This is a genomic window from Candidatus Zixiibacteriota bacterium (assembly GCA_021159005.1).
In the GTDB taxonomy this organism is placed as follows: domain Bacteria; phylum Zixibacteria; class MSB-5A5; order UBA10806; family 4484-95; genus JAGGSN01.
Genome location: JAGGSN010000061.1, coordinates 1 through 1,890, shown reverse-complemented (window position 1 = coordinate 1,890; position 1,890 = coordinate 1). Strand labels below are relative to the sequence as shown.

The 1,890-nt window shown below is 43.0% G+C and carries 2 protein-coding genes; both read left to right on the top strand.

From position 1 onward, the window contains the following. The coding region (locus J7K40_03955) for a hypothetical protein (protein MCD6161553.1) at positions 1-249 on the top strand (249 nt) is incomplete at its 5' end. Between the two features lie 198 nt (positions 250-447). After that, positions 448-1,626 (top strand): quinone-interacting membrane-bound oxidoreductase complex subunit QmoC, encoded by a 1,179-nt coding sequence (qmoC, locus tag J7K40_03950; protein MCD6161552.1) that lies wholly within the window; start codon positions 448-450, stop codon positions 1,624-1,626. Positions 1,627-1,890: the final 264 nt, after the last annotated feature.

Sequence of the window (1,890 nt, the reverse complement as noted above, 5' to 3'; positions counted from 1 at the left end):
CTGCCTGCCGGCGCCCGCCTGTCTGCGGACACGGGGCACGGTATTTTTACTATCCACCATTGGTTTTTTTATTCCTCAAAATGGAGTCCGCCCCAGGCGAGCGACATCCTGAGGGCAATACTTTTTCCCGATGACATTGGCTGCGTTAAACAGATGGCAGGAAAGGGTTCTTGCCATCGCATGAAAATATTTGATATAGTACAAGTAAATATCTGCATAATTATTAAACCCGATAATAAAAAATCTTGACATAGGATTAAGGTGTGTCGTCAGGAACCCTTTCCTGACGACATCGGAATAAAAAAATCTTGACAGACTATTGAATCGATAATACTTTTGGCAAATTGATATTCGCGGTTGGTGTACATTTTCGCGCGCCGACATAAATTTGGGTGTATATAATATCATTTATACAGTCCTTATGTGAATCATAAACAAGGAGAGTTGATGGCAGAAGCCCGCATAATAGAACCAGATATGGAATTTATAAATGAGATCGATAGGCTTGGCGGCGATACCCTGAAAAAATGTTACCAATGCGCCACCTGCTCGGTGGTCTGCAATTTGTCTCCGGAGGATAAGCCATTTCCCCGCAAGGAGATGATTATGGCGCAATGGGGACAGATAGACCAGTTAGCTAAAGATCCCGATATTTGGCTTTGCTATCAATGCAACGACTGCAGTGTCAATTGCCCGCGCGGAGCAAAACCCGGCGATGTTTTATCGGCTATTCGGTCGTATATATATAAGGCGTATGCCATCCCATCGTTTATGGGCAAAGCCTTAGCCAACCCCAAAGCACTACCGATATTACTGCTTGCGCCGGTTCTAATCCTATTGGGGCTGATGTTTGGTTTTGCGCCAAGGGCAAATGGTAAATTTGTTTTCCTGACTGCCAACCCGATTGATTACAATCTGTTTTTGCCGCACAGCGCGGTGGATGTCTTATTTGTGTTTGGCATGATTTTAGTTGTCATTTTCGCTATTATAAGTTTGTCAAGGTTTTGGAAAAATCTTCATGCTGATGGCGCGGATAAAAGCCTTTCGTTTATTCAGGCTTGCAAACTGACTCTTGTAGAGATTATCATGCACGGTAATTTTTTCAAATGCGACACCAACAAATCCCGTTCATGGGGTCATGTCTTATTGTTAATAGGTTTTGCAGGTTCATTTATCGCCACAGCTTTAGTATTTGTGCTTCACTTTATCCCTCATTATCTCGAACTCTTAGGCATAACTATTGTCCAACCGTTTTTCCCAATCCCGAGAGAATGGCCTCATATAGTGAAAATCTCCGGTTTGATTGGCGGTATTGCTATTTTAATTGGCGGTATCATGCTGTTATACCGTCACTGGACCAATAAGGAAAACGTAGGCGCTAATAGCTATACCGATTCGCTTTTCTTATATATCGTCTTCTTTGTCGGGCTAACCGGCATGCTGTCATGGCTTACCCGTTTGGCAAACATCCCGATGCTGGCTTGCGCGAATTATTTCCTTCATTTGGTAGCGGTGTTTTTTCTGTTGATATATATGCCGTATTCCAAATTTGCTCACATGTTTTACCGAACTCTGGCGCTGATTTACTGCCGCTCGATTGGCAGGGAAGCCCGTTCGAAAATGTAGCCAAAGCAGCGGTTTTCTCCTTTGGTAAGCTATTGATGAAGTAGGGCAATCCGTCTCAGGTGGGTGAAGTTGTTGACAAAAGGTATTATTAGAATTTTTCATAAGAGCAGTTAGGAAGCCAGACATTTCCATCTGAATCCGGACAGATAAGAATGTTTGTCCTTCCAACGGAACTGCATAAACTTCAAATTATTTATCAATTAAAAAACTTACTACTGTCCGGCCTTTTGTCCGCCTTAGGCGGATGCTATAATGATGTCATTC

Coding starts and splice junctions, on each gene's coding strand:
- qmoC (MCD6161552.1), top strand. CDS start 448: ATGGCAGAAGCCCGCATAATAGAACCAGATATGGAATTTATAAATGAG.